The 21600-nt window shown below is 73.2% G+C and carries 22 protein-coding genes; 16 read left to right on the plus strand and 6 right to left on the minus strand.

Going from position 1 to position 21600, the window contains the following annotated elements; genetic code table 11:
* Positions 1 to 45: 45 nt before the first annotated feature.
* Genes GA0070560_RS24260 through GA0070560_RS24270 form a run of 3 tightly spaced genes read left to right on the plus strand, consistent with a single transcriptional unit; the run spans position 46 to position 3085 of the window.
* Positions 46 to 1158: an AAA family ATPase gene (locus GA0070560_RS24260; protein WP_091301826.1), complete on the plus strand. Its 1113-nt coding sequence runs from the start codon at positions 46 to 48 to the stop codon at positions 1156 to 1158.
* The gene (locus tag GA0070560_RS24265) at positions 1137 to 2138 is read left to right on the plus strand and encodes a DUF58 domain-containing protein (RefSeq protein WP_091301905.1); all 1002 of its coding nucleotides are present in this window, start codon (positions 1137 to 1139) and stop codon (positions 2136 to 2138) included. The genes GA0070560_RS24260 and GA0070560_RS24265 overlap by 22 nt, the downstream gene beginning before the upstream one ends.
* Positions 2135 to 3085 carry a VWA domain-containing protein gene (locus GA0070560_RS24270; protein WP_091301828.1) on the plus strand — a complete coding sequence of 317 codons (951 nt, stop codon included), beginning with the start codon at positions 2135 to 2137 and terminating at the stop codon, positions 3083 to 3085. The genes GA0070560_RS24265 and GA0070560_RS24270 overlap by 4 nt, the downstream gene beginning before the upstream one ends.
* A 211-nt stretch (positions 3086 to 3296) precedes the next feature.
* Here the strand turns inward: GA0070560_RS24270 and GA0070560_RS28885 are convergent, their stop codons facing one another.
* Positions 3297 to 3455: a hypothetical protein gene (locus tag GA0070560_RS28885; RefSeq protein ID WP_170839566.1), complete on the minus strand. Its 159-nt coding sequence runs from the start codon at positions 3453 to 3455 to the stop codon at positions 3297 to 3299.
* A 400-nt stretch (positions 3456 to 3855) separates the two neighbouring features.
* Between GA0070560_RS28885 and fabG the strand changes: the two genes are divergently transcribed.
* From fabG to GA0070560_RS24290, 4 genes are read left to right on the plus strand one after another with little or no spacing between them, the layout of a single operon-like run.
* Complete coding sequence (gene fabG, locus GA0070560_RS24275; protein WP_091301830.1) at positions 3856 to 4590, plus strand: 3-oxoacyl-[acyl-carrier-protein] reductase; 735 nt, start codon at positions 3856 to 3858, stop codon at positions 4588 to 4590.
* Between the two features lie 23 nt (positions 4591 to 4613).
* A complete protein-coding gene (gene fabI / locus GA0070560_RS24280; RefSeq protein WP_091301832.1) occupies positions 4614 to 5381 on the plus strand; it encodes an enoyl-ACP reductase FabI in 768 nt (255 codons plus the stop codon).
* Between the two features lie 55 nt (positions 5382 to 5436).
* The gene (locus GA0070560_RS24285; protein WP_091301834.1) at positions 5437 to 6468 is read left to right on the plus strand and encodes a ferrochelatase; all 1032 of its coding nucleotides are present in this window, start codon (positions 5437 to 5439) and stop codon (positions 6466 to 6468) included.
* Between the two features lie 36 nt (positions 6469 to 6504).
* A complete protein-coding gene (locus GA0070560_RS24290) occupies positions 6505 to 7284 on the plus strand; it encodes an HAD-IIA family hydrolase (protein WP_091301836.1) in 780 nt (259 codons plus the stop codon).
* A 109-nt stretch (positions 7285 to 7393) separates the two neighbouring features.
* On the opposite strand, the gene GA0070560_RS24295 is transcribed toward GA0070560_RS24290, so the two are convergent.
* Positions 7394 to 8152, minus strand: coding sequence for an alpha/beta fold hydrolase (locus GA0070560_RS24295; protein ID WP_091301838.1), 759 nt, complete (start codon positions 8150 to 8152; stop codon positions 7394 to 7396).
* Between the two features lie 28 nt (positions 8153 to 8180).
* Between GA0070560_RS24295 and GA0070560_RS24300 the strand changes: the two genes are divergently transcribed.
* The gene (locus GA0070560_RS24300) at positions 8181 to 8807 is read left to right on the plus strand and encodes a TetR/AcrR family transcriptional regulator (protein WP_091301841.1); all 627 of its coding nucleotides are present in this window, start codon (positions 8181 to 8183) and stop codon (positions 8805 to 8807) included.
* Positions 8808 to 8895: 88 nt separating this feature from the next.
* On the opposite strand, the gene GA0070560_RS24305 is transcribed toward GA0070560_RS24300, so the two are convergent.
* The gene (locus tag GA0070560_RS24305) at positions 8896 to 9690 is read right to left on the minus strand and encodes a hypothetical protein (RefSeq protein WP_091301843.1); all 795 of its coding nucleotides are present in this window, start codon (positions 9688 to 9690) and stop codon (positions 8896 to 8898) included.
* A 204-nt stretch (positions 9691 to 9894) separates the two neighbouring features.
* On the opposite strand from GA0070560_RS24305, the gene GA0070560_RS24310 reads away from it, so the two are divergent.
* Positions 9895 to 10707, plus strand: coding sequence for a DUF3097 domain-containing protein (locus GA0070560_RS24310; RefSeq protein WP_091301845.1), 813 nt, complete (start codon positions 9895 to 9897; stop codon positions 10705 to 10707).
* 50 nt (positions 10708 to 10757) lie between these two features.
* Here GA0070560_RS24310 and GA0070560_RS24315 read toward each other — a convergent pair whose 3' ends face one another.
* On the minus strand, positions 10758 to 12071 hold the full coding sequence (locus GA0070560_RS24315; RefSeq protein WP_091301847.1) for a serine hydrolase domain-containing protein: 1314 nt from the start codon (positions 12069 to 12071) through the stop codon (positions 10758 to 10760).
* A gap of 88 nt (positions 12072 to 12159) precedes the next feature.
* Between GA0070560_RS24315 and GA0070560_RS24320 the strand changes: the two genes are divergently transcribed.
* The 7 genes from GA0070560_RS24320 (at position 12160) to argG (ending at position 20376) form a co-directional block, all read left to right on the plus strand.
* Entirely contained in the window at positions 12160 to 12633 is a 474-nt protein-coding gene (locus tag GA0070560_RS24320; protein ID WP_091301849.1) for an NfeD family protein, read from the plus strand.
* A 5-nt stretch (positions 12634 to 12638) separates the two neighbouring features.
* Positions 12639 to 13745: an SPFH domain-containing protein gene (locus GA0070560_RS24325; RefSeq protein WP_091301851.1), complete on the plus strand. Its 1107-nt coding sequence runs from the start codon at positions 12639 to 12641 to the stop codon at positions 13743 to 13745.
* A 156-nt stretch (positions 13746 to 13901) separates the two neighbouring features.
* Entirely contained in the window at positions 13902 to 14699 is a 798-nt protein-coding gene (locus GA0070560_RS24330; protein WP_091301853.1) for a hypothetical protein, read from the plus strand.
* Positions 14700 to 14945: 246 nt separating this feature from the next.
* Positions 14946 to 17114: a transglycosylase domain-containing protein gene (locus GA0070560_RS24335; RefSeq protein ID WP_245675686.1), complete on the plus strand. Its 2169-nt coding sequence runs from the start codon at positions 14946 to 14948 to the stop codon at positions 17112 to 17114.
* A gap of 300 nt (positions 17115 to 17414) precedes the next feature.
* Positions 17415 to 17978, plus strand: a complete 564-nt coding sequence (locus tag GA0070560_RS24340) for a dihydrofolate reductase family protein (RefSeq protein ID WP_091301857.1) — start codon at positions 17415 to 17417, stop codon at positions 17976 to 17978.
* A 4-nt stretch (positions 17979 to 17982) separates the two neighbouring features.
* A complete protein-coding gene (locus tag GA0070560_RS24345; RefSeq protein ID WP_245675687.1) occupies positions 17983 to 18870 on the plus strand; it encodes a TrmH family RNA methyltransferase in 888 nt (295 codons plus the stop codon).
* Between the two features lie 54 nt (positions 18871 to 18924).
* Positions 18925 to 20376, plus strand: coding sequence for an argininosuccinate synthase (gene argG / locus GA0070560_RS24350; protein ID WP_091301859.1), 1452 nt, complete (start codon positions 18925 to 18927; stop codon positions 20374 to 20376).
* A gap of 64 nt (positions 20377 to 20440) precedes the next feature.
* Here argG and GA0070560_RS24355 read toward each other — a convergent pair whose 3' ends face one another.
* Both GA0070560_RS24355 and GA0070560_RS24360 read right to left on the minus strand, forming a co-directional pair.
* A complete protein-coding gene (locus tag GA0070560_RS24355; RefSeq protein WP_091301861.1) occupies positions 20441 to 20629 on the minus strand; it encodes a DUF397 domain-containing protein in 189 nt (62 codons plus the stop codon).
* The gene (locus GA0070560_RS24360) at positions 20616 to 21425 is read right to left on the minus strand and encodes a helix-turn-helix domain-containing protein (protein ID WP_425412707.1); all 810 of its coding nucleotides are present in this window, start codon (positions 21423 to 21425) and stop codon (positions 20616 to 20618) included. Before GA0070560_RS24360 ends, GA0070560_RS24355 begins: the two co-directional genes overlap by 14 nt.
* Between the last annotated feature and the right edge of the window lie 175 nt (positions 21426 to 21600).

Below are 21600 nucleotides of genomic sequence, written 5' to 3' on the forward strand. Positions count from 1 at the left end.
TGATACGCACCACGACGCGACGACCGACCATGCTGTGGAGGACCGGTGGCCCAGCCGACCACGCCCGACGCCCCCAACCCGAACGGGGCGGCCCCGGAGCAACCCGCGCCGGTGAGCACCCCGGCCCAGGACGCCACCCTGCTGGAACGGGCGCTGTTCGAGATCAAACGGGTCATCGTCGGGCAGGACCGGATGGTCGAGCGGATGTTCGTCGCGCTGCTGGCCCGGGGGCACTGCCTGCTGGAGGGCGTACCCGGGGTGGCGAAGACCCTCGCGGTGGAGACCCTGGCCAAGGTGGTCGGCGGCGACTTCGCCCGGGTGCAGTTCACCCCCGACCTGGTTCCCGCCGACATCATGGGCACCCGGATCTACCGGCAGTCCAGCGAGAAGTTCGACGTCGAGCTCGGCCCGGTCTTCGTCAACTTCCTGCTCGCCGACGAGATCAACCGGGCGCCGGCCAAGGTGCAGTCGGCGCTGCTGGAGGTGATGAGCGAGCGGCAGGTCTCCATCGGCGGCGAGACGCACCGGGTGCCCGACCCGTTCCTGGTGATGGCCACCCAGAACCCGATCGAGCAGGAGGGCGTCTACCCGCTGCCGGAGGCGCAGCGGGACCGCTTCCTCATGAAGATCGTGGTGGGCTACCCGACCGACGCCGAGGAACGGGAGATCGTTTACCGGATGGGCGTGGCCGCGCCGGAGCCCGCCCAGGTCTTCACCACCGACGACCTGCTCGCCCTCCAGCGCAAGGCCGACCAGGTGTTCGTGCACAACGCGCTGGTCGACTACGCGGTGCGGCTGGTGCTGGCCACCCGTACCCCGGCCGAGCACGGCATGCCGGACGTCGCCCGGCTCATCCAGTACGGCGCCAGCCCGCGCGCCTCGCTCGGGCTGGTCCGGGCCACCCGGGCGCTGGCCCTGCTGCGCGGCCGGGACTACGCGCTCCCGCAGGACGTGCAGGACATCGCCCCGGACATCCTGCGCCACCGGCTCGTGCTCAGCTACGACGCGCTCGCCGACGACGTGCCCGCCGACCACGTGGTGCACCGGGTCATGTCGACCATCCCGCTGCCGTCGGTCGCGCCCCGGCAGCAGGCCGGCCCGATGACTCCACCGGTCAGCGCCCCACCCGGGGCCGGCTGGCCCGGGCAGCGGCCGTGACCACACCCGTGCGACCGGCGGCCGGCGGCGAACGCGACGAGGCGGTGCTGGCGCGGCTGCAACTGCTGGTCACCCGCAAGCTCGACGGCCTGCTCCAGGGCGACTACGCCGGGCTGCTGCCCGGACCGGGCAGCGAGGCGGGGGAGTCCCGCGAGTACCGGCCCGGCGACGACGTACGCCGGATGGACTGGCCGGTCACCGCCCGGACCACCATGCCGCACGTGCGGCGTACGGTGGCCGACCGGGAGCTGGAGACCTGGCTGGCGGTCGACCTCTCGGCCAGTCTCGACTTCGGCACCGGACGGTGGCTCAAGCGGGACGTGGTGGTCGCGGCGGCGGCCGCGCTCACCCACCTGACCGTGCGGGGCGGCAACCGGATCGGCGCGGTCATCGGCACCGGCGCCGAGCCGCCCGCCCGGACCGGCCGGTGGCGTGCCGCCCCACCCCCGCCGACCGGGCCGGGGGTGCTGACCCGGGTGCCGGCGCGCTCCGGCCGCCGGGAGGCGCAGGCCCTGCTCCGGGCCGTCGCGCACACCCCGGTACGGCCCGGCCGCAGTGACCTGGGCGCGTTGGTGGACCTGCTCAACCGGCCGCCGCGCCGCCGGGGCCTGGCCGTGGTGATCTCGGACTTCCTGGCGCCGCCGGCGCAGTGGGGCCGGCCGCTGCGTAAGCTGCGGGTCCGGCACGACGTGCTGGCGATCGAGGTGGTCGACCCGCGTGAGCTGGAGCTTCCGGACGTGGGGGTGCTGCCGGTGGTCGACCCGGAGACCGGTGAGCTGCACGAGGTGCAGACCGCCGACGCCGGGTTGCGCCGGCGGTACGCCGACGCGGCGGCCGCCCAGCGCGGCGCGATCGCCGCGGAACTGCGCGCCGCCGGCGCCGGACACCTGCGTCTGCGTACCGACCGAGACTGGCTGCTGGACATGGTGCGATTCGTGGCCGCGCAGCGGCACGCCCGCACCCGGGGGACGACTCGATGATCCGCTTTCTGCAACCGTGGTGGCTGCTGGCTGTGCTGCCGGTGCTCGCCCTCGCCGCGCTCTACGTCTGGCGGCAGCGGCACCGTCGGGCGTACGCGATGCGCTTCACCAACGTGGACCTGCTGCGTACCGTGGCGCCGAAGGGACTGGGCTGGCGGCGGCACGCGGCGGCCACCGCGTTCCTGCTCGCCCTGCTGGCGCTCGCCACCGGGATGGCCCGCCCGGCGGTGGACACCCGGGAGCCGCTGGAGCGGGCCACGGTCATGCTCGCCATCGACGTGTCGCTGTCCATGCAGGCCGACGACGTGTCGCCGAACCGGCTGGAGGCCGCCCAGGAGGCGGCCAAACAGTTCGTCGGCGAGCTGCCGGAGAGTTACAACGTCGGGCTCATCTCCTTCGCCAAGTCGGCGAACGTGCTGGTCGCGCCCACCAAGGACCGGGGGGCGGTGACGGTGGCGATCGACGGGCTGACCCTGGCCGAGGCGACCGCCACCGGTGAGGCGGTCTTCACCTGCCTGGAGGCGATCCGTTCGGTGCCGGCCGACGGCGCGGCCGGCATCCCGCCGGCCCGGATCGTGCTGCTCTCCGACGGGTACCGCACCTCGGGCCGGTCGGTGGAGGAGGCGGCAGCAGCGGCGCAGGCGGCGAACGTCCCGGTCTCCACCATCGCCTTCGGCACCGACTCCGGTCAGGTGGAGATCAACGGCCAGCCGCAGCGGGTGCCGGTGGACCGGCTGGCGCTGGCACAGCTCGCCGAGACCACCGAGGGCTACTTCTACGAGGCCGCCTCGGTCGCCGAGCTGAAGCAGGTCTACCAGGACATGGGCAGCTCGATCGGATTCCGCACCGAGCCCCGCGAGATCACCCAGTGGTACGCCGGGGTGGCGCTGCTGCTGGCGCTCTGCGCCGGCGGGCTGAGCCTGCTCTGGACGTCCCGGATGCTCTGACCCGCTCCGCCCGTGACAACTCCCGACCGCCCTGTCGTCGGGCCGGGCGACGGCGGGGAGCATCCGTGGGGCGAGGCGCCTGGCACGATCGTGCTCGATCCAGGAAAGAGTGGCCTCCGGGTGGCGGCGAGGCCACTACATCCTGGATCCAGCGCGATCCGGCGCGATCCGGCGCGTGTCGGCGCGTGTCGGCGCGTGTCGGCGGGGTGGGTCAGTGACCGCCGCCGGCCAGCACGAAGACGACGGCCACCCAGACGGCGGCGAGGGTGAATCCCAGCGGGGCGACGTAACGGCTCATGGAACGGCTCCGGGTGGCGACTGGACGGTCCGGGTACGGGCGCGGACCGCGAGGGCTGATCAGGACGCGCACACGAAGTCGTGACCGGGCGGCTCCACCGCGGGCGTCCCGGTGCGGGACGGCGCAGGCCGGCGACCCCGACAGCGGGTCGAGGGCGGGGCAGGGTGGTGGAGCGGGAGCTGGGTCAGCTCGACCGACTGAGTCGCGGCTCAGCGGGGCTGACGAGCGGCCCGGCCACGACTGGGAGGATCGCTATCTCGCACAGCGATCACCTCCTGCGGTCGGCGGGGCCCGGAACGCGGGCCGCACGCCGGCCCGCAAACGCCGATCATCGTACAACGGGGACGGTGGGGACGCGCACTCGGCCGAGTGGCCCCCGTCGGCCCGCCCGGAGGGTCGGCGTTAGCGATTACCTGCCGGTAACGCCTAGGCTCCGACCGACGCAGAGATCAGTTGACCAGAGGGAGGACCCGTGGCCCGTACCGTGCTGGTGACCGGCGGCAACCGGGGGATCGGCCTGGCCATCGCGCAGGCCTTCGCCAAGCAGGGCGACCGGGTGGCGGTGACCCACCGGGGTGGGGGAGTGCTCGGCGCCGGCGCAGGCGGAGCAGGCCATCAGGGCAGCCTCTTCGGCGTGCGGTGCGACGTCACCGACGCCGCCTCCGTCGACGCGGCCTTCACCACGGTCGAGGAGGAACTGGGCCCGGTCGAGGTGCTGGTGGCCAACGCCGGCATCACCGACGACACGCTGCTGATGCGGATGTCCGAGGAGCAGTTCACCGGGGTGCTGGACACCAACCTCACCGGCGCGTTCCGCTGTGCCAAGCGGGCGTCGAAGAAGATGCTCCGGGCGAAGTGGGGCCGGATGATCTTCATCTCCTCGGTGGTCGGCCTCTACGGCGGCGCCGGTCAGGTCAACTACGCGGCGAGCAAGGCCGGCCTGGTCGGCGTGGCCCGCTCGATCACCCGTGAGCTGGGCGTCCGCAACATCACCGCGAACGTGGTCGCGCCGGGCTTCATCGACACCGACATGACCGCGAAGCTGCCGGAGGAGCGCCGCGCCGAGTACCGCAAGGCCATCCCGGCCGGCCGGTTCGCCGAGCCCGACGAGGTCGCCGGCGTGGTCACCTGGCTGGCCTCGGACGCGGCCGGCTACATCTCCGGCGCCGTCATCCCGGTCGACGGCGGCCTCGGCATGGGCCACTGAGCACGACGATGGAGGAAACCTCAATGCCCGGACTACTCGCCGGCAAGCGGCTGCTGGTCACCGGTGTCATCACCGACGCCTCGATCGCCTTCTCGGTGGCGAAGCTCGCCCAGGAGAACGGCGCGCAGGTCGTGCTCACCGGCTACGGCCGGCTCTCCCTGGTCGAGCGGATCGCCAAGCGGCTGCCCGAACCGGCCCCGGTGATCGAGTTGGACGTGACGAACCCGGATCACCTGGCCGGCCTCGCCGACAAGGTGCGCGAGCACGTCGACGGCCTCGACGGGGTGGTGCACTCGATCGGCTTCGCCCCGCAGAGCTGCCTCGGCGGCGGCTTCCTCGACGCCCCCTGGGAGGACGTGGCCACCGCGTTGCAGGTCTCCACGTACTCGTACAAGTCGCTGGCGATGGCGGCGCTGCCGCTGATGTCCGCCGGCGGCGCCGTGGTCGGGCTCACCTTCGACGCCACCAAGGCGTGGCCGGTGTACGACTGGATGGGCGTGGCCAAGGCCGGGCTGGAGTCCGCCTCCCGGTACCTGGCGCTGCACCTGGGCAAGCAGGGCATCCGCAGCAACCTGGTGGCGGCCGGGCCGTTGCGCACCATCGCCGCCAAGTCCATCCCCGGCTTCGAGCGGTTCGAGGACGCCTGGACCGAGCGGGCCCCGCTCGGCTGGAGCCTGACCGACCAGGAGCCGGCCGCCCGGGCCTGTCTGGCGCTGCTCTCCGACTGGTTCCCGGCCACCACCGGCGAGATCGTCCACGTCGACGGCGGCTACCACGCGATCGGCGCCTGACCCGGGAGCAGGGGTGGTCGCCGGGCCGTCCCGGCCGTCGGGGGAGAATGACGCCATGGCGTACGACGCGTTGGTGCTGGTCTCCTTCGGCGGCCCGGAGCGGCCCGAGGACGTGATGCCCTTCCTCCAGAACGTGACCCGTGGCCGGGGCGTCCCGCCCGAGCGGCTCGCGGCGGTCGCCGAGCACTACCTGCACTTCGGCGGGGTCTCTCCGATCAACCGGCAGTGCCGGGATCTGCTCGCCGCGATCCGGGAGGACTTCGCCGCCAACGGCGTCGATCTGCCGGTCTACTGGGGCAACCGGAACTGGGACCCGATGCTCGCCGACACCGTCACGCAGATGCGCGACGACGGGGTGAAGCGGGCCCTGGCGTTCGTCACCAGCGCGTACGGCGGCTACTCGTCCTGCCGGCAGTACCAGGAGGACATCGCCGCCGCCCGGGCGGCGGTCGGCCCGGACGCCCCGGTGATCGAGAAGCTGCGCCAGTTCTGGGACCACCCCGGCTTCATCGAGCCGCACGCCGACGCGGTGCGGGCCGCCCTCGCCCAGCTCGACCCGGCGCAGCGGGACACCACCCGGATCGTCTTCACCGCCCACTCCGTCCCGACCTCGGCGGCGGCCACCGCCGGCCCCACCGGCGGGCGCTACACCGCGCAGCTGGCGGAGGTGGCCCGGCTGGTGCACGCCGCGGCCGCGCCGGAGCTGCCGTACGACCTGGTGTGGCAGAGCCGCTCCGGGCCGCCGCAGGTGCCGTGGCTGGAGCCGGACGTCAACGACCACCTGACCGTGCTCGCCGAGCAGGGCGTGACCAGCGTGGTGGTCAGTCCGATCGGGTTCGTCTCCGACCACCTGGAGGTGGTCTGGGACCTGGACACCGAGGCGCTGGAGACGGCCAAGCAGCTCGGGCTGGACTTCGTCCGGGCCGGCACCCCCGGCACCGACCCGCGCTTCGTGGCGATGGTCCGGGAACTGGTGGCCGAGCGCACCACCCCCGGCGGGGAGCGGCTGCGCCGCCGCCTCGGCGAGCTGCCGATGTGGGACACCTGCCCCACGCCGTGCTGCGTGCCGGCCGCCCGCCGTCCCTGAGAACCACCGACCCCGACACCCCCCTGGGACGACACGATGCAGGACCGCAAGCCGGTGCAGAGCTGGCTCACCGACATGGACGGCGTACTGGTGCACGAGGGCCAGCCCGTCCCCGGCGCGCCGGAGTTCGTCAAGCGGCTGCGCGCCTCGGGCAAGCCGTTCCTGGTGCTGACCAACAACTCGATCTACACCCCGCGCGACCTCCAGGCCCGGCTGGTGCGGATGGGGCTGGACGTGCCGGAGGAGGCGATCTGGTCGTCCGCGCTGGCCACCGCGCAGTTCCTGGCCGACCAGCGGCCCGGCGGCACCGCGTACGTGATCGGCGAGGCCGGGCTGACCACGGCGCTGCACGCGGTCGGCTACGTGCTCACCGACTTCGCCCCGGACTACGTGGTGCTGGGGGAGACCCGCACCTACAGCTTCGAGGCGATCACCAAGGCGGTCCGGCTGATCAACGACGGGGCCCGGTTCATCTGCACCAACCCCGACGTCACCGGCCCGTCGGTGGAGGGCGCGCTGCCGGCCGCCGGCTCGGTCGCCGCGATGATCTCCAAGGCGACCGGGGTGGAGCCGTACTTCGTCGGCAAACCCAACCCGATGATGATGCGTTCGGCGCTCAACACGATCGAGGCGCACTCGGAGAGCACCGCGATGATCGGCGACCGGATGGACACCGACATCCTCTGCGGACTGGAGGCGGGGCTGGAGACGATCCTGGTGCTCACCGGGATCAGCACCCGGACGGAGGCGGAGCGCTACCCGTACCGGCCGTCGCGGATCGTCGACTCGGTCGCGGACCTGATCGACGAGGTCTGACACCGGTCGCTCGCCGCCCGCATCCGGCGCTCTCCGGCCGACTGCGGGCGCGCCCGGATGTGCGCCACGGGCCCCGGGTTCCCCTCCGGCGGATCTTCCCCGCGGGTCCTCAGCGCAGGAAATCGGTCACCACGGGGGCCAGGGCGGTGGCGGGGACGCTGTGCCACTCTCCAGCCAGGCTCCGGTGGACCGCGTGCGGGAGCGCCGCCGCCGCGCTGGCGGCCATGCCGGTCAGCTCGCCGCCGCTGCCCGAGCTGGCGAGCACCAGCGCCGGCGCCGTCACCCGGCTGAGCAGAGCGCTCGTCGTGGCCTCGCTGAGCTCACTGTCGTACGCGAGGGTGTGCGCGACCGAGACCATGGCTTGCCAGTGCGGAGTGCCGCGCATGCCGGCCAACAGCTCGTCGGGCACGCCGATCTCGGTCAGGAAGTAGGTGACCGCGTCCTCGCCGGACAGCTCCCGCAGCTTCGCCGTGAACGCCCGCTGCGTGGCGGAGCCCTCGGCGGAGCCGATCGGCGGCTCGAGCAGGACCAACCGCCGAACGTCGAGCCCGGCCGCCGCCGCGTGCAGCGCGACGAGGCATCCGGACGAGTACCCGTACAGCGCCACGGGCGCGCCGGCCGCGGCGACGAGCGCCGCGATGTCCTCGACCTCGCGGGCGGGCGCGTACGACGGGGTGTCGCCGCTCTCGCCGCGCCCGCGCCGGTCGTAGCGGTAGACGGTGAAGTCGCCGGTCAGCAGGTCGGCGAGTTCACCGAGCGCGCTGTTGGCCCGGAAGTGGCCGGCGGCGTCGATGAGGACCAACGGTGGCCCGGAGCCCGCGCGCTCGTACGCGATGTGGGTGCCGTCCCGCGAGGTGACCACGCTCATGAACTGAACAGTACAGTACAGTTACGGTATGCGGAGGGACCTCAAACGCCGGGCGATCCTTGACGCCGCTCTCGCGGAGTTCCTGGAGCACGGTTACCTGGGCGCCGGCATGGACCGCGTCGCCGCCCGGGCGGGCGCGTCAAAGGTGACCGTGTACGCGCATTTCGCCGACAAGCACGCGCTGTTCGAGGCGGTCCTTGCCGACGCCATCGACGGCGCCGAGCGGGCCGGTTCAGTGTTCGTCGACGCCCTCGCCGAGACGGACGACCTGCCGCGTGACCTGCGCGCCTTCGCTCGCGAGCACATCGCCTCGGTCCTCCGGCCACACCTCGTCCAGCTGCGCCGCATGCTGATCGGCGAGGCGGGGCGCTTTCCCGAGCTGGCCCGCGCCTGGCACCGCGCCGCGCCGGAGCGGGGCCACGCCACCCTCGCCGCGGTCGTCACGCGGCTCGCCGAGCGAGGGCTGTTGCGTGCGCCCGACCCGCTGCTCGCCGCGCAGCACCTCAACTACCTGGTCCTGTCGATCCCGCTCAACGAGACGATGTTCGCGGTCCGCGCCGAGTACGACGACGCGGAACTGCACCGGTGGGCGGACGAGGCGGTGCGCGTCTTCCTCGCCGCGTACGGCGCCCCGGGGGCGGCCCTGCCGGCCTGACCGATCGCTACCCGTGCCCCGCCCGGGCTGCCGGCAGCGGCGATCATCCGGGCGCGGATGGAGGCAACGGGCGTGGCCCGGGGGCGGCTCAGGGACGCAACGGGGCGTTGCAGGCGGCGACCAGGGCCTGCCGACAGGCGGTGGTGAGCGGGCGCAGCGCCGCGTCGCGCTGCTGGGCCTCGTAGTTGTTGACCGCCCCGCCCGGCGCGCTCTCCCCGGCCAGGGCGAGGACCCGGTCCAGCACGGCGGCCCGGGCGAAGAGTCGCCGGGCTCGCGGGTCGAAGCCGGGCGGCAGGTCGGTGGTCCCGTCGGGGCGGCGCAGCGCGGCGAGGGCCCCGGCCAGCTCGGGCCGCCACTGGGCCACGTCGAGCCGGGTCAGCGCGGCGGTGGACTCGGCGAGCGCGGTGGCCAGCTCGGCCTCCGCCTCGGCGGCCCCGGGGGTGAGCAGCGACGCCCTCGGCGCGTCCGCCGGCAGCGGGTAGACCCGCCACAGCACCGTCTCCCAGGTCATCCCGGAGCCGGAGGTGTGCGTACGCACCTGCGGGATCAGCCCCAGCGGCCCGGCGACGACCGCCTCCCCGGCCAGCAGCGCCGCCCCGGTGAAGTCACCGGGGCCGGGCAGCCCGCGCGGGTCGCCGGGCGCGGGCAGCACCAGGCGGATCTCGTCCGGGGAGAGCTTGGCGAGGGTGGGCAGCGCCTGCCCCAGCGGCACGTCGGTCCAGGTGCCGGGAGCGTCGGCGACCAGGTGTTCCTCGTCGCCGGCGATCTCCTCGGCGACCTCGTCGAAGGGCACCAGGCCGGCGCGCCAGGCGCGCACCCAGGCAACGAACCGGCTCGACCGGCGCGGGGCCAGCGTGGCCGCGCCCGTTGCGGGGAGGGACATGCCGAAAGGGTACGTGGTCTCCGCGCGCTCTGTCTCGACTGCCGCTCCGGTGGTGTGACGTGACCCGAACTGCCCGCTTCGCCTCCTATCGGCCGGCTCGGCGCGGATCGCCGGGCTCCGTCCGCCCGCCGCGCCGAGCCGGTGCGGCGGGTACGGCGGCGCGTCGCCGGGCAGCGGGCCGGTCGTCCGGTTAGCGTGATCCACATGGCGGGGCGATACGACGGGGACGTGCTGGCGGGGGACTGGCGGCGACGGAAGGTCACCCCCGAGGTCGACGCCGAACCCGACCTCGTGGTCGAGGACGCCGACTCCGGTTTCTGCGGCGCGGTGGTCGGTTTCGAGTCCGGCGCGGTGGTGCTGGAGGACCGGCACGGCCGGCGGCGCAACTTCCCGCTGCTGCCCGCCGCGTTCCTGCTCGACGGCCGTCCGGTGACGCTGCGCCGGCCGGCGCGCGCCCCGGTTCCCGCGGCCCGCAGGCGCACCGCGTCCGGCTCGATCGCCCTCGACGACGTCCGGGCGCAGGTGGCCAAGGCCAGCCGGATCTGGGTGGAGGGCGTGCACGACGCCGCCCTGGTCGAGCGGATCTGGGGCGACGACCTGCGCATCGAGGGCGTGGTGGTGGAGCCGTTGGACGGCATCGACGCGCTCGACGCCGAGGTGCGCGCCTTCGCCCCCGGCCCGGGACGGCGCCTCGGCGTGCTCGTCGACCACCTCGTGCCCGGCTCCAAGGAGAGCCGAATCGTCGCGCAGGTCACCTCCCCGCACGTACTGGTCACCGGCCACCCGTACGTGGACGTCTGGCAGGCGGTGAAGCCGAAGGCGCTCGGCATCGCGGCGTGGCCGGTGGTGCCGCCGGGACGGCCGTGGAAGGAGGGCGTCTGCGCGGCGCTCGGGGTGGCCGAGCCGGCGGACATGTGGCGGCACATCCTGTCCCGGGTGGACAGTTTCGCCGACGTGGAGACCCCGCTGATCAACGCGATGGAACGCCTCATCGACTTCGTCACCGAGCCGGCCTGAGCGCGACGGCCCCGGGGCGGTCGGGCCCGTCGTCGGCCGGCCCGTCCCGGTCAGGGCTGTTGGTCCGGGGTGCGGGTGAGGACGAAGGTGGCGATGTCGAGAGCGACCGCCCGCCCCGCCCGGTCACGCAGGACGGCGAGGATCTCGCCGTCCTGGCCGCCGGAGCGGCCCCGCCAGCGGTCCGGGCCCTCCGGGGTGAACCGCAGCGTCGGCTCGCCGGGCGGGCCGGCCCACAGCTCACCGGCGGTGTCGACGCGGACCTCGAACTCGATGCCCATCCACCACCAGCGGCCGGTCAGTTCGGCCAGCTCGGCGGGGGGCGGGGCGACCGCCGGCCGCCACGGCGTCACCGGGGCCGGCTCGGCGTCCAGCACCAGGGTGAGCAGCTGCCGGGCGAGCCCGCCGATGTGCCCGGAGCGCATGCCGTACGCGTTGGCGAAGCCCACCACCGCGGTCCGGGTGGGGCGGTGCACCGCCAGGGCGGCGACGTAGCCGGGCATCGAGCCGCCGTGACCGACGTACACCCGCTCGCCCTCCCGGTAGAGCTCCAGCCCGAGGCCGTGGCCACCGGTCCACGAGTCGAGGTCGCTGATCACCACCGGCGCGCACATCTCGGTCAGGGTCTGCGGCGCGAGCACCTGCGGGTCGGGGTCGGCCAGGAACGCCGCCCAGCGCCCGAGGTCGGCGACGGTGGACCAGAGCTGCCCGGCCGGCGCCATCGCCCCGGTGTCGGTACGCGGCTCCTCCCGCAGCGTGTCGTGCCACGGGTGCACCACGTAGCCCCGGGCGTACGGCTCGGTGGCGTCGTAGCTGGTGCGGAGCATGTCCAGCGGCGTCAGGATCCGCTGACGCAGCAGCTGGGCCCAGGGCGTGCCGGTGAGCCGTTCCAGCACCCCGCCGAGCAGCCCGTACGCCAGGTTGGAGTAGTGGTAGCCGCGCAGCGGCGGGTAGGCGATCTTGTCCGGGGTCAGCCCGTCGAGCAGGGTCGCCAGGTCGACGCCCTCGACCCGCTCCCACCACTGCCCGTCCGGCTCCCGTTGCAGGCCGCCGACGTGCCCGAGCAGTTGGCGCAGCGTGAGCGCGCCGACGGGCGTGCCGGGCAGGTACTGCTCCACCGGGTCGTCGAGACACAGCCGGCCGGCGTCGCGCTGCTGCATGACCAGCGTCGCGGTCATGGTCTTGCTGATCGATCCGAGGCGGTACTGCAGGTCGGCGTCGGGGCGGGGGTGCTCGCCGGCGGCCGCGAGGTGGGCGAGCGTCCCGTCGCGCACCACCCCGAGCGTCAGCGACGGGACCCGGCCGGTCGACTGGGCCCGGGCGACGAGCGTGTCGAGCTGGCGGACGGTCTCGGGCAGCAGGGTCACGGCGGTCTACCGGGTCGGCGCGGCTGCCGTCGAGCTTACTGATCATGGCGGCTCGGCAGAGGGTGCGCGGGCGTGTCACGATCGGGGGGTGGACGCCGTGGTGTGGATCGTGCTGGGAGTGCTGCTGGGTGTCGCCGAGATCTTCACGACGACGCTCTTCCTGATCATGTTCGCGGCCGGCGCGTTCGCGGCGGCCGGCGCCGCCGCACTGGGCGCTCCGGTCCCGGTGCAGGCGCTGGTCTTCGCCGGGGTGTCGGCGTTGTCGGTGGCGGTGGCGCGGCCCGTGATCAAGCGGCACGCGCGCAGCACGCTGGAGACCGGCGAGCAGCCGTTCGGGGTGGAGGCGCTGGAGGGCACCACCGCCCTGGTGCTGGAGCGGGTGGACACCGACCACGGCATGGTGAAGATCGACGGTGAGCTGTGGACCGCGCGGGCGTACGACGCGACGCAGTCCTTCGAACCCGGTGAGCGGGTGCAGGTGATCAAGGTTCGGGGCGCCACCGCCCTGGTGTGGCAGGACGACATTTCCTCCCCCGGCGAGCTGCCGGAAGCGAAAAGGTGAGCGGTATGGAATTTGCAGCGGTCCTGTTGATCGCCGTCGCGGTGATCGTCGTGGTGACCCTGGTCAAGGCGGTGCGGATCGTGCCGCAGCAGCGTCAGGACGTGGTCGAGCGCCTCGGCAAGTACAAGCGGACGTTGAACCCGGGCCTGAACCTGCTGGTCCCGTTCATCGACGCGGTGCGGACCAAGGTCGACATGCGCGAGCAGGTGGTCAGCTTCCCGCCGCAGCCGGTGATCACCTCCGACAACCTGGTCGTCTCCATCGACACGGTGCTCTACTTCAAGGTGGTCGACTCGGTCCGGGCCACCTACGAGATCTCCAACTTCCTCCAGGCCATCGAGCAGCTCACCGTCACCACGTTGCGTAACGTGATCGGCTCGCTGGACCTGGAGCGGGCGTTGACCAGCCGCGACCAGATCAACCGACACCTGTCCGGGGTGCTGGACGAGACCACGGGCCGGTGGGGCATCAAGGTCACCCGGGTGGAGATCAAGGCGATCGAGCCGCCGCCGAGCATCCGCGACTCGATGGAGAAGCAGATGCGCGCCGAGCGGGACCGGCGCGCGGCCATCCTGAACGCCGAGGGGCACAAGCAGTCGCAGATCCTCACCGCCGAGGGTGAGAAGCAGGCCGCTGTGCTGCGCGCCGACGGTGACCGGCAGGCCCGGATCCTGCAGGCCGAGGGTCAGGCCAAGGCGATCCGGACCGTGTTCGACGCCATCCACCAGGCCAACCCGAGCCAGAAGGTGCTCGCCTACCAGTACCTCCAGGCGTTGCCGCAGATCGCCAACGGCTCGGCCAACAAGGTCTGGATCGTCCCGGCCGAGCTGACCAAGGCCCTGGAGGGGATGGGTGGCGCGCTGGGCGGGCTGAGCCGGATGGTCGGCGACGAGCCGACGCCGGAGGCGTCCGACACCGCGAGCGAGGTCGAGCGCGAGGCCGCCGAGGCGGCGCGGGCTGCGGCCACCGCCGCCCAGCAGATCCACGACGAGGTACGCGTCGCCGAGGCGCAGGCCACCGGCGGGAAGGTTCCGCAGGGGCTGCCGGCCCCGGAGCCGGTCTCCCCGGGGAGTCTGCTGAACGACCCGGCCGACCAGCGCGAACGGGGCTGATCCCGGCGTCGTCCCCGAGCCGGGACGGCAAATGCGAGAAACCCTCATCCTGCGCCCCGGCGCCTGCCACGATCGGTCCGAGAGGACGGGTGGTGGCCAGGAGCCGGGGCGCCGGTGCGTCCCGCGCCGCCCGTCCGGGATCGAGCGAGGTGAGGCATGGATCCGGCGAAGCGGTTGTTCACCCGTACCCCGGTGCCCGGTGCGCACGACCCGACCGGCCCGTTGGGCACGCGGCGGACCGGCGGGGGGTTCGGGGTGCTGCCCTTCGTCGGCGACCCCGCGCCGGCGGCGCCGGCCACCGACGCCAGTTGGGCCTGGTCGCTGCGCCGATTCGCCCGCGCCGCGGTCTGGCTGCTGCCGGCGTACGCGGTCCTCTACGGGCTGGTGGCGATGGCCAGTGACGGCGGGGTCGGCAACGACCCGTACCCGGCCGACGGCCAGCCGCTCTACCTGGTCGGCTGGGTGGCGGCGGTCTGGCTGGGCCTGCTCGCCCTGCTCGCGCTGACCGGCCTGCTGGCCGCGACCCGGGTCCGCCGGGTCGCCGTGGCCGGCCTGCTGGTCGGTATCGCCGGCACCGTGCTGATGCTGCCCTTCGCGGGGCTGGCCGAGCAGACCCCGGTCTTCGGCACCACCGCCCGGATGCTGGTGCTGGTGGGCGCCACCTGCTACAGCGCCGGCTGGCTGCTCACCGGCTGGTCGGTCGCCCGCTCCGGCATGTTCGCGATCGGCGACGGGACGATGCTGATGATCGCCGCACCGCTGCTGGGTCTCGGCGGGGCGCTGATCGGCTCGTTGCAGACCTTCGGGGCGATCTTCGTGCTGATCGCGGGGATCGGCATCGGCTACCGCTCCGGCCGCCTGGTCCCGGCCACGATCGCCCGCGACGCCGCCACCGCCAGCGTCGCCACCCCCACCACCCCCGGCGGCCCCCAGGGCCCACTCCCCGCCGCCTGACCCACCCCACCCCACCCCCGGCCCCTGGCCCCACCCGGCGGTGATCAAGAGGTTTGCGCGCCGATCAGGGCCCGAAAAGGGCGCAAACCTCTTGATCACCGCCGGGTGGGACGCGGGGGGCGGCGGGGCAGGGGCGGGACGGGGAGGGGGCGGGGTGGAGAAGTTGCTGGCAGCTCACCGTGAGTTGGCTGACAATCGCGGTTCGCCGGTGGCCTGCTGCTCGTCGGCGTGGCAATCCTGGAGCGCATGCCCCGACCCCGGACGCCGCTGTCGCGGCTCTTCACCGTGCTGCTCGCCGGCCTGCTGGCCGGTCTCGTCCTCGCGGTCGCCGCGCTGCCGGGCAACCTGCTCGCCGGGTTCGCCACCAAGGCGGCGCTCGGGGCGTACGACGACCTGCCGGCGGCGCTGCGCACCCCGGCCACCCCGCAGCGCTCCTACCTCTACGCCAACGACGGCAGGACGCTGCTCACCACGTTCTACGACGTCAACCGCAGCGACGTGCCGCTGGCCGAGATCGCCCCGGTGATGCGGCAGGCGATCGTCGCCGCGGAGGACCGGCGCTTCTACTCCCACGGCGGGGCGGACCTGCGCGGCATCGCCCGCGCGCTGGTCGCCAACGTCACCGGCGGCGACACGCAGGGCGGCTCGACGCTGACCATGCAGTACGTCCGCAACGTGCTCAAGAGCGACCCCAACCGCACCGCCGAGGAGCGGCAGGCGGCCACCGAGCAGACCGTCGGGCGCAAGCTCCAGGAGATCCGGTACGCCACCGAGCTGGAGAACGCACTCAGCAAGGACGAGATCCTCAACCGGTACCTCAACATCGCGTACTTCGGCTCCGGGGCGTACGGCGTGGCGGCGGCGAGCCAGCGCTACTTCGGCAAGGAACCGGCCGCACTGACCCTCGGCGAGGCCACCCTGCTCGCCGGTCTGGTCCAGTCGCCGGACGAGTACAGCCCGATCGACGGCGACGCCGAGGCGGCCCTGGTCCGGCGCGGGTACGTGCTCGACGCGATGCGCGACACCGGCGTGATCACGCCGGCCCAGGCCGACCAGGCCCGGGCCGAGAAGCTGACCCTGCGCCCCACCGCCCAGCCCAACGGCTGTGTCGCCACCCGTACCGCCGACACCGGCTTCTTCTGCGACTACCTGCGCCGCTGGTGGCTGGAGCAGCCCGCGTTCGGCGAGACCCCGCAGGAGCGGGAGCAGGCCCTGCGCCGGGGCGGCTACACCGTGGTCACCTCCCTCGACCCGGACGTGCAGGCCACCGCTGTCAAGGAGGCGCGCAGGGTCTACGCCGACGACGAGGCCCGGGCCCTGCCCATCGCGGCGGTGGAGCCGGGCACCGGTCGGATCCTCGCCCTGGCGGTCAACCGGCAGTACGGCGTGGCCGACGGCCAGACCGTCAACCCGCTGATCTCCGGCGGCGGCAGCATCGAGGGCTACCAGGCCGGGTCGACGTTCAAACTCTTCACCATGCTCGCCGCGTTGGAGTCGGGGCGTACCCTCTCGACCGGTTTCGACGCGCCCAGCCGGCTGCCGACCCGGTACGCCGCCGAGGGTGAGGGCAGCTGCGACGGCCGCTGGTGCCCGGCCAACGCCAACCCGGAGCGGATGGACGGCTACCGGATGATGTGGGACGCCTTCGGCCGCTCGGTGAACACCTACTTCGTCTGGCTGGCCGAGCAGGTCGGCCAGGACAAGGTGGTCGAGATGGCGCAGCGCCTCGGCATCACCTTCCGCGCCGAGTCCGACGCGAACTTCGCCGCGAACGACGCGGCCGACTGGGGCGCGTTCACCCTCGGCGTGGCCGCCACCACCCCGCTGGACCTGGCCAACGCGTACGCCACCGTGGCCGCCGAGGGGACGTACTGCACCCCGACGCCGGTGGAGTCGGTGACCGCGCCGGACGGGACGCGGGTGCCGGTCGGCGACCCGGACTGTGAGCGGGTGCTGAGCCAGGACGTGGCGCGGGCCGCCACCGACGCGGCGCGCTGCCCGGTCGGCCAGCAGTCCGCGTTCGGGCAGTGCAACGGCGGTACGGCCGGCGGAGTGGACCGCATCGTCGGCCGCCCGGTGGCCGGCAAGACCGGTAGTTCGGAGAAGAACGCCACCGAGACGTTCGTCGGGTTCACCCCGCAGGTCGCCGTCGCCGGCATCGCCGCCAACCCGGACGACCCGAGCGACGCGGTCGGTGGGCCGGTGCAGTCGCAGGTGATCGCGGCGGTCGCCCGGACCATCCGGACGGCGGTCGACGGCGAGCCGGTGCGCGACTTCACCGCGCCGAGCCGGGCCCTGGTCGGCGACATGCGCCGACCCGAGCCGCCCCGGCCGTCGCCCGAGCCCACCGAGCCCGCGCCGGAGCCGCGCATCCCGCCGGACCTGCTGCGCTGGCTGCAGAACCGCCGCGGCTGACCATCGCCGCCCGGACCGGGCCCCGCCGTCCTCCCCCCGTGACGGCGGGGCCCTCACCCCCGGTACGGGCCGACGCTGCGGCGGGCGACCCACTCCTCCAGCCGACGCAGGATGGCTGCGGCGACGCCCCGGCGCCGACTTTCTGGCCGGCCGGGGCCCGGTCGTGCCCCCGATCACCCGGTGGACCGCGTTCGCACATCGGGCAACAAAAGTTCGGCACGGTTGTCGGGCCACGCCGTTTCGTTCCGACCCTTCACGAGAGAGCACCCACCGCGGCGCCCGCCGGAAGGAGAAATCGACATGCGCAGGCTCGTCCACTGGGTGCACCAGTCCGTCGACGGCTTCATCGAGGGCCCGCACGGGGAGTTCGACTGGCCGGCGATGGGGCCGGAGCTCTCCGCGTACTCGCTCGGGCTGACCGACCGGGTCGGCGCGTTCCTCTACGGGCGGCGGGTCTGGGAGCTGATGTCCGGGTACTGGCCACGGGTGGAGTCGATCTCCCAGGACCCGCACGACCTGGCCTTCGCGCCGATCTGGCGGCGTACCTCGAAGGTGGTCGTCTCCCGTACCCTCGATGCCGCCGACCACGGCGCCCGGGTCGTCGGCCGCGACCTGGCCGCCGAGGTCGCCGCGTTGAAGGCCGAGCCCGGCGGCGACCTGCTGCTCACCGGCGGCGCCGGGGCCGGCGCGGCGCTGGCCGGCCTCGGCCTGGTCGACGAGTGGCAGGTGGTGGTCCACCCGGTGGTGCTCGGCGGCGGCACGCCGGCCTTCCCCGGCAAGGACCGCGCCGACCTGCGGCTGGTCGGGTCCCGGGTCTTCGACGGCGCGTCCGTGCTGCTGCGCTACGAGCGGGCGGCCGGGTGAGCCGGTGGCCCGGACCGCCGGCCCGGACCGCCCCGACCGCCCGACGACGGGCACCCGGCAGAATCGTCGGGTGCCCGTCCTTGAGATCACCGACCCCGACGACGAGCGGATCGCCGACTACCGCGCGTTGACCGACGTCGAGCTGCGTACCCGCTGGGAACCCCCGCACGGCCTCTTCATCGCCGAGGGGGAGCTGGTGCTGCGGCGGGCGCTGCGCGCCGGCTACCCGGCCCGGTCGTACCTGGTCGACGCCAAGCGCACCGACCAGCTCGCCGACCTCGACACCGGTGACGCGCCCGTCTACGCGGCCACCCCCGACGTGCTGGAGAGGGCGACCGGGTTCCACGTGCACCGGGGGGTGCTCGCCTCGTTCCGGCGCAAGCCGCTGCCCAGTGCGGCCGAGGTGCTGGCCACCGCGCGCCGGGTGGTGATCCTCGAGGACGTCAACAACCACACCAACCTCGGCGCGGTCTTCCGGGGGGCCGCCGCGCTCGGCATCGACGCGGTGCTGCTGTCGCCGTCCTGCGCCGATCCGCTGTACCGGCGCAGCGTACGGGTCAGCATGGGCGAGGTCTTCGCGGTGCCGTACGCCAAGCTCGACCGCTGGCCGGCGGGTCTGGACCAGGTGCGGGAAGCGGGCTTCACCGTGCTCGCCATGACGCCGGCTCCGGACGCCGTGCCGATCCAGCGGTTGACCGCCGCGCAGCGCGAGCGGGCTGCGCTGCTGCTGGGAGCCGAGGGCCCCGGCCTCACCGCGGCGGCTCAGTCCGCCAGCGACGTACGGGTGGTCATCCCGATGCGGCGCGGTGTGGATTCGTTGAACGTCGCCGCCGCTGCGGCGGTGGCCTTCTGGGAACTGGGTCGCGACGATCCGCCGTTCGGCAGCGGGTGAGCGTCTCACCCAGGCGAATTGCATGACCATGCGCGTTGCTGCATAATCTTCCTTGTGTCCAAGGTTCTCACCTCCCTGCCCATCGGCGAACGTGTCGGCATCGCCTTCTCCGGCGGCCTCGACACCTCGGTCGCGGTCGCGTGGATGCGCGACAAGGGCGCCGTTCCCTGTGCCTACACCGCCGACATCGGCCAGTACGACGAGCCCGACATCGCCTCGGTGCCCGGTCGTGCGCTCAGCTACGGCGCCGAGGTCGCCCGACTGGTCGACTGCCGCGCCGCCCTGGTCGAGGAGGGCCTGGCGGCGCTGACCTGCGGGGCCTTCCACATCCGCTCGGGCGGGCGGGCGTACTTCAACACCACCCCGCTGGGCCGGGCCGTCACCGGGACCCTCCTGGTGCGGGCGATGATCTCCGACGACGTCCAGATCTGGGGCGACGGCTCGACCTTCAAGGGCAACGACATCGAGCGGTTCTACCGGTACGGCCTGCTGGCCAACCCGCAGCTGCGCATCTACAAGCCGTGGCTCGACGCCGACTTCGTCACCGAACTGGGTGGGCGCAAGGAGATGTCGGAGTGGCTGCTCGAACGCGGCCTGCCGTACCGGGACAGCACCGAGAAGGCGTACTCCACCGACGCCAACATCTGGGGCGCCACGCACGAGGCGAAGACCCTCGAGCACCTCGACACCGGCATCGAGACGGTCAACCCGATCATGGGAGTCCGGTTCTGGGACCCGTCGGTGGAGATCCCGACCGAGGACGTCACCATCGGCTTCGACCAGGGCCGCCCGGTGACGATCAACGGCAAGGAGTTCGGCAGCCCCGTCGACCTGGTGCTGGAGGCCAACGCGATCGGCGGCCGGCACGGCCTCGGCATGTCCGACCAGATCGAGAACCGGATCATCGAGGCCAAGAGCCGGGGCATCTACGAGGCACCCGGCATGGCGTTGCTGCACGCCGCGTACGAACGGCTGGTCAACGCCATCCACAACGAGGACACCCTGGCGAACTACCACAACGAGGGCCGCCGCCTCGGCCGGCTGATGTACGAGGGGCGCTGGCTGGACCCGCAGGCGCTGATGCTGCGCGAGTCGTTGCAGCGCTGGGTCGGCACGGCGGTCACCGGCGAGGTGACGTTGCGGCTGCGCCGGGGCGAGGACTACTCGATCCTGGACACCACCGGCCCGGCGTTCAGCTACCACCCGGACAAGCTGTCGATGGAGCGTACCGAGGACTCGGCGTTCGGCCCGTCGGACCGGATCGGCCAGCTCACCATGCGCAACCTGGACATCGCCGACTCGCGGGCGAAGCTGGAGCAGTACGCCACCCTCGGCATGGTCGGCGGCGCGACCCCCCAGCGGATGGTGGGCGCCGCGCAGGCGGCCTCGACCGGACTGATCGGCGCGATGCCACAGGGCGGCGCGGAAGCCATCGCCTCCCGGGGCGTCCCCTCCGCCGAGGACGAGGCGCTCGACCGGGCTGCGATGGAGTTCGGCGTCGACTGATCGGCGTCCCCGGAAGAGCCGACGGCCCCGCAGCTCCTGGCTGCGGGGCCGTCGAGGCTTCCGGTCAGGCGCGTGGGGCGTGGCGGACGAAGCGCTCCCAGGCGGCCGGGGTGAAGGTCAGCGCTGGCCCGGTCGGGTCCTTGCTGTCGCGGACGGCCACCACGCCAGGCAGGTTGTCGGCGACCTCGACGCACTCGCCGCCGCTTGACCCGCTGCGGCTGGATTTGCGCCATCGGGCGTCACTGAGGTTCATGGCTGGCCTGCACTTCCTTCATCAGGTCGATGGTCTGACGGCGTGGTAGGGCTTCAGCCCTGACATTCTCCCACTTGGTCAAGAGTGCGGCGACCCCGTGCTCATCGTCAACGACGGCCCCACCGAGCTGGTGCTCCAGGTGACCCACCCAGCCACCGTCGGCCGAGCGGGCCAGCGCGAACGGGCCGGACGAGCCGATGTGAAGTCCGCTGCTCCTCGGGACCAGGTGGATGTGGACGTGCGGCAGCGCGGCAAGTTCGATCAACCGGCCGATCTGCTCGACCATGATGCCGCTCAGGCCTTCGGCCGTCCGGCTCAGCACCGACTCGTCCAGGACAGCGACGTACTGCGGCGGTTCCTCCCGCGTCAGAATGTCCTGCCGGGTCATTCGGGCGGCTACATGCCGCTCCACCTCGGCCTCGGAGAACGTGTCGTTGAAGCGCAGAACTGCCCGGGCGTAGTTCTCCGTCTGCAGCATGCCGGGGATCAGATTCGGGTTGAAGTATCGCAGCTGCGTCGCGCCTCGTTCCGCTTCCAGCCACGGCTTGAACCACGAGGGCTCCCGGTCCCGCTCCGCCATCCTGAGCAGCGTCACGAGCAGGTCGCCGGAGTTCAGCACCTCGTCCGCCCGAGCCAGGAACGCCCGGTCGAGCGGGCGTACGCCCGTCTCCACGGCGGACACCGCCGAGCTGGAGAAGTGCACCAGCCGGCCGAACTCCTCCTGGCTGAGTCCGGCGGCGATCCGCAGCCGACGCAGTTGGGTGCGGATCAACTCGGTGATCGATTCCTCCACGATGCCTCCACACGGGCGGGGACGAGGTCAGGTCGGGTTGGTACGCACGCGGACCGTCGTCGTCGAGCGGAGCGCACGCGGCTCCTGACGGTAGTTGCTTCGTCACGACTGCGTGCGTACGCCGCCCCGCCTGTCGCCGATCGGTCCGGCTGTGGGGGCGTGCGTTCAGGAACAGGGG

Origin of the sequence: Micromonospora halophytica (assembly GCF_900090245.1) — a bacterium.
Classification (GTDB): Bacteria; Actinomycetota; Actinomycetes; order Mycobacteriales; family Micromonosporaceae; genus Micromonospora; species Micromonospora halophytica.